We start from the raw sequence: 5,232 nt of genomic DNA on the forward strand, positions 1-5,232 counted from the left end.
CGAGCACCTGCCGTGGTTCGCGCTCTCCGACCCCCGGGTGACGGAGGAGGTCACCGTGGGCGACATGTTCGCGCACCGCTCGGGGCTGCCCGAGCACGCGGGCGACGACCTCGAAGACCTCGGCTACGAGCGGCCCGCGATCCTGCACGGCCTGCGTCACCTGCCCCTCGAGCCGTTCCGGACGTCGTACGCGTACACCAACTTCGGGCTCACCGCGGGGGCCGAGTCCGTCGCCGCGGCGGCGGGCACCCCGTGGGCCGAGCTGGGCCGCGAGCGTCTCTTCGATCCCCTCGGCATGTCGGACACCTCGTTCAGTTACGAGGAGCTACTCGACCGCGGCAACCGCGCCGTGGGTCATGTGCGTGCGCCGGCCGCCGAGTCGGGCGAGTCGTCCGGCGAGTGGATCCCGGCGGACCCCGCGCGTGACCCCGACGCCCAGGCCCCGGCGGGGGGCCTGAGCTCGTCGGTGACGGACATGGCGCGGTGGATGTCCATGGTCCTTGACGACGGCAAGGGCCCCGGTGGCGCACAGGTGGTCCCCTCCGAGGCACTCAGGGAGGCTCTGACCCCGCAGTCCGTGTCCGCGCCCCCGCAGGCCGCGGCGGACCGCACCGGGAGCTATGGCTACGGCTTCAACATCGGCACGAGTTCCTCGGGCCGCGTCCAGTGGAGCCACTCGGGGGCGTTCGCGCTCGGCGCGGGGACGGCGATGCTCATGATGCCGTCCCTGGATCTCGGCATCATCACCCTGACCAACGCCGCGCCGACGGGGGTGGCGGAGACGATCAACGCCCGGTTCGCCGACTACGCGCAGTACGGGGACCCGGCGCTGGAGTGGCGCGAGCTCTACACCGAGCAGTTCGGCCCGCTGCTCGACCCGGTGGGCGATCTGGTCTCCACGCGCCAGCCGTCCGCGCCGGCGCCGCCCCGGCCCGCCGAGGAGCTGCTGGGCGTCTACCGCAATGACTACTTCGGGGAGATCGAGGTCCGGCGCACGGTGGCCGACGAGTCCTCGGACGCCGAATCTTCGAACGACCAGTCCTCGGACGCCGAGTCCTCGGACTCCGGGCCCTCGGGCGCCGAGCTCGCGCTGGCGGTGGGCCCGGGGCCGCTGGTCTGGCCGCTCGAGCACTGGGACGGGGACACGTTCGCCGTGAGCCCGGTGGGCGAGAACTGGCCGCGCGGGTCCCGGGGCAGTGTCACCTTCGAGGGCGACACCGTCACGGTGGAGTTGCTCGACGCCAACGGGCTGGGCACCTTCACACGCGTCGACGCCGACGACGCCGCCGACTAGTTCGCCGACGCGTCCAGCCTCTCCGCGCGGCGCCTCCCCCGCCGGCCGTCCGCGTCCGGTGTCGTGAGGAACGTCGAGAACCACCCCATCCGCGGGTCCGCGTCCACGAGGAACGCCTTGACCATCAGCGTGAGCGGGACCGCGAGGATCGCACCGAGCGGCCCGGCGACCGCCGACCAGAAGACCAACGACAGGAACGTCACGGTCGGCGTGAGCCCGACGGCGTCGCCGGTGAACTTGGGCTGGATGAAGCTCTGCATGACGAGGTTGATGGCGCTGTAGATCACCACCACCCAGATCGCATCGCCCGGCCCGCCGGTGAGCAGCGCGAACAGCGCCGGCGGCACGAGGCCCAGAACGAAGCCGATGTTGGGGATGTAGTTGGTGACGAAGGCGAGCACGCCCCACACCAGGGCGAGCGGTACCCCGAGGATCCACAGGGCGACCGCGTCCATCACCGCGACGATCAGCCCGAAGACGGTCGAGACGATCCAGTACGACTTCACCCCGTCGGTGAACGAGCCCAGGGCGTCGGCCAACCGGGGCCGCTGGCGGGCGATCGCCGCCCGGCGGCGGAAGATGCCGGGGATGTCGAACACGAGGAAGGTCAGCGCGATGATCAGGACGGTGAGCTGACCGCCGGCTGCGGACAGTTGGCCTGCGACGTTCTGGACCGTGCCGATGATGGTCCCCGGGTCCAGGACGCCCTGCAGGCTCGACGCGACCTGGTCCTGGCTCACGCCGAACCCGCCGAGCAGCTCGAGGCTCTGCTCGTAGAGGGCGACGAACTTGTCCTGATACTGCGGGATCTCCTCCGCGGCGACCCACAACGCCCACACGAGCATCCCGACCAGCGCGGCCAGCAGCAGGTAGAGCACCAGCAGGACGATGATCATCGCCCCCCAGCGGGGCAGCCCTGCCCGCTGCAGCAGCCGCTGCAGGGGCTGGGCGGCGATGACCAGGTTCAGCGCCAGGAACGCGGGCATGAGGATGCTCGAGTGCTCCGCTATCCCCCACAAGACCACGACCGCGGCGGCGACCGACACGACGGTCACGCCCGCGATGCCCCACCCCTTGGGCTCCTCGTGAGGTGCTGACGTCGCGGGGCCGTCACCGGTCGTGGTCATGGTCCTCCTCGTGGGCGGCGCCCAGCGCGCCGGACGCCGCCCAGAGTAGACCCGTCAGCTCCCGGCCAGCGCCGCCCGGATCCCGTCGACGTCCACCGCGTCGAGATCCGCGGGATCCCAGCTGGGGTTGCGGTCCTTGTCGATCACCACGGCGCGCACACCCTCGACGAAGTCCGGGCGGGCGGTGATCCACGCGCCCAACGCCAGCTCATTGTCCAGGCACTCCCGCAGGTCCGCGGCCTCGGCGCCGGCACGCAGCAGCTCGATGGTCGCCACGATCGACGTGGGGCAGTGCGAGCGCAGCATGCCGAGCGTCTCCGTGGCCCACTCGTCCTGCTCGCCGGACTCCAGTGCCGCGATCATCTCCTGCGCGGTCCCGCGGGAGAAGACGTCCTCGATCCGCTCGATCCGCGCCTCGACAGCCGACTCCCCCGCTGCGGAGCGCTCGAGACCGAACCTCCGGAGCGCCTCCTGCAGACCATTCGCACCGATGGCGTCGACGAAGGCGTTGCGCTCGTCGTCGTCGATCAGGTCCGTCGCTAGACCGGTGTAGAGGGCGTCGGCGGAGTTCATCCGCACGCCCGTCGTGCCCAGGTAGATCGCCACCGCCAGGCCGCGCGCGCCGCCGCCGCACAGGCGCGGCAGGAAGTGGCTCGCGCCGACGTCGGGGATGAAGCCGATCGCGGTCTCCGGCATCGCCATCATGACCTTCTTGGTGACCACGCGGTGCGAGCCGTTGATCGAGATGCCCAGGCCGCCGCCCATCGCCACGCCGTGGATGACGGCCACCGTCGGCACGCGGTGCGTGTGGTACGCCAGATCCATCTCGTACTCCTCCGAGAAGAACTCCCGGTTGGCCGCGTGATCCCCCGACGCCGCCGCGTCCCGCAGCGCTCGGATGTCACCGCCCGCGCAGAACGCCTTCTCGGACGTGCTGGTGGTGACCACGGCCTCCACACCCGGATCATGCGCGGCCTCGTCGAGCGCCGTGTGCAGCGCCCTACACATGGGCAGATCCAGCGAGTTCAGGGCCTTGGGGCGGTCCAGGACGATGTGCTGCATCCGGCCTTCGCGCCGGGAGATGACGTATTCACTCATGGCCCCAGTGTGTCAGGCCGCGCGCCGACCGACCCGCAGATACTAGGAACTCCTACCTCAATGCCCCCCACGCCCCGGCGACCTCACCCCTTCAGCAGACGCGCGGCCACGTCGGGGACGTACTTGAACTCCTCACGCGGCGGGCGCTCGTAGCCCATGCCCTCCGGCCGCTCGGGGATCTCCAGCTTCGGCGGGTCGAGCTGCTCCCACGGCACCGTGGACAGCAGGTGCGAGATGACGTTGATCCGCGACCGCTTCTTGTCCTCCGACTCGACGGTGAACCACGGGGCCTCGGGGATGTCGGTGTGGATGAACATCTCGTCCTTCGCCCGGCTGTACTCCTCCCACCGCGTGATGGACTCGAGGTCCATCGGCGAGAGCTTCCAGCGACGCATCGGGTCCTCGTGGCGCGAGCGGAAGCGGCGCTCCTGCTCCTCGTCGGACACAGAGAACCAGTACTTGCGCAGCATGATCCCGTCCTCGACCAGCAGCCGCTCGAAGATCGGGGCCTGGTGGAGGAAACGCCGGTACTCGTCGGTCGTGCAGAAGCCCATCACCCGCTCGACGCCGGCCCGGTTGTACCAGGACCGGTCGAAGATCACGATCTCCCCGGCCGCCGGCATGTGCTCGATGTAGCGCTGGAAGTACCACTGGGTCCGCTGCACCTCCGTCGGTGCGGGCAACGCAACCACCCGGGCGTGCCTGGGGTTGAGGTACTGGGTGATGCGCTTGATCGCCGACCCCTTGCCCGCGGCGTCGCGGCCCTCGAACACGACCACCAGCCGGTTGCCGGTCTCGCGCAGCCACGCCTGCATCTCGACCAGCTCGGCCTGCAGCCGCTTCAGCTCGGACTCGTAGGCCTTCTTCGGTAGCTTCTCCAGCCCGCTCGGCAGCCGGTCCTTCTTCTTGGCGCCGCCCTTGCCCGACGACTTCTTGTCGCTCATGGGCACGATCCTACGGACCCGTGGCCACCCGGCCACCCGATTCACCGAGCCGATCGACGCCGAGAGGTCCCTCGACCGAATCGTGCGACGCGACGTCGACTTTGTCTTCTAAGGTAAGAAGATGCGGTCCCGTGACTCGATCCTCGAGGCCGCCCGAGAAGTGATCGGGCGGGCCGGCTTCGGCGGCGTCACGATCGCGGCGGTCGCCAAGCAGGCGAATGTCAGCCGCCAGACCATCTACTCCATCTTCGGCTCCCGCGAGGAACTCGTCTCCCAGGCAGTCGCCGAGCGGCTCACCATGATGACCGGCGCCTTCGCGGACCTGCTGAACAACTCGGACTCGCCGCTCGAGCTGATCGTGGGGACCGCGGTGGAGGGCCGCAACCGAATTCTCGGTGACCCGCTCCTGCGCGTGCTCGCGGTGGGCGGGGGCACCGACCCCGTGTCGGACCCGGGCGCGGCCGCCCGCACGCATGAGTACTGCATGGCGCTCCTCGCCCCCGCCGCCGAGCGCTTCCCCGAGCTGGCCGGGAGGCTGGGTTTCGTCACCGATGTCGGCATCCACGTCGGATGGTCGGTCCTGTGTCTCGACTCGCCCGCCGCCCGTTCCGACGACGACCTGCGCGCCTTCCTCACCACCTGGCTCGCGCCGCTGATGCAGACGTTCACGAAGGCGGGGTCGGACGGCGTCGGCCGGGATGGTGCGGCGTGGGGCGCCGGGCCGGGCGGAGCGGGGTCGGGCGGAGCGGGGTCGGGCGGAGCGGGGTCG

The 5,232-nt window shown here is 70.5% G+C and carries 5 protein-coding genes; 2 read left to right on the forward strand and 3 right to left on the reverse strand.

What is annotated here, in order from left to right; genetic code table 11:
- Positions 1–1,294, forward strand: a 1,294-nt coding sequence (locus G6030_RS11985; RefSeq protein WP_182643275.1) for a serine hydrolase domain-containing protein, incomplete at its 5' end; no start/stop codon positions are given.
- On the opposite strand, the gene G6030_RS11990 is transcribed toward G6030_RS11985, so the two are convergent.
- From G6030_RS11990 to ppk2, 3 genes are all read right to left on the reverse strand, one after another.
- A complete protein-coding gene (locus G6030_RS11990) occupies positions 1,291–2,421 on the reverse strand; it encodes an AI-2E family transporter (RefSeq protein WP_182643276.1) in 1,131 nt (376 codons plus the stop codon). The two genes, G6030_RS11985 and G6030_RS11990, sit on opposite strands and share 4 nt — an antisense overlap.
- Before the next feature lie 54 nt (positions 2,422–2,475).
- On the reverse strand, positions 2,476–3,519 hold the full coding sequence (locus G6030_RS11995) for an enoyl-CoA hydratase/isomerase family protein (RefSeq protein ID WP_182643277.1): 1,044 nt from the start codon (positions 3,517–3,519) through the stop codon (positions 2,476–2,478).
- An 83-nt stretch (positions 3,520–3,602) separates the two neighbouring features.
- A complete protein-coding gene (gene ppk2, locus G6030_RS12000; RefSeq protein WP_182643278.1) occupies positions 3,603–4,463 on the reverse strand; it encodes a polyphosphate kinase 2 in 861 nt (286 codons plus the stop codon).
- A 121-nt stretch (positions 4,464–4,584) separates the two neighbouring features.
- On the opposite strand from ppk2, the gene G6030_RS12005 reads away from it, so the two are divergent.
- Positions 4,585–5,232 (forward strand): TetR/AcrR family transcriptional regulator (locus G6030_RS12005; protein ID WP_182643279.1); only part of this gene is annotated, 648 nt, incomplete at its 3' end.

This window comes from Dietzia sp. E1, assembly GCF_014145015.1.
Lineage (GTDB): Bacteria > Actinomycetota > Actinomycetes > Mycobacteriales > Mycobacteriaceae > Dietzia > Dietzia cinnamea_A.

Excerpts from the sequence above, each read along its gene's own strand:
- G6030_RS11990 (WP_182643276.1), bottom strand. The coding sequence starts at position 2,421 with ATGACCACGACCGGTGACGGCCCCGCGACGTCAGCACCTCACGAGGAG.
- G6030_RS11995 (WP_182643277.1), bottom strand. The coding sequence starts at position 3,519 with ATGAGTGAATACGTCATCTCCCGGCGCGAAGGCCGGATGCAGCACATC.
- ppk2 (WP_182643278.1), bottom strand. The coding sequence starts at position 4,463 with ATGAGCGACAAGAAGTCGTCGGGCAAGGGCGGCGCCAAGAAGAAGGAC.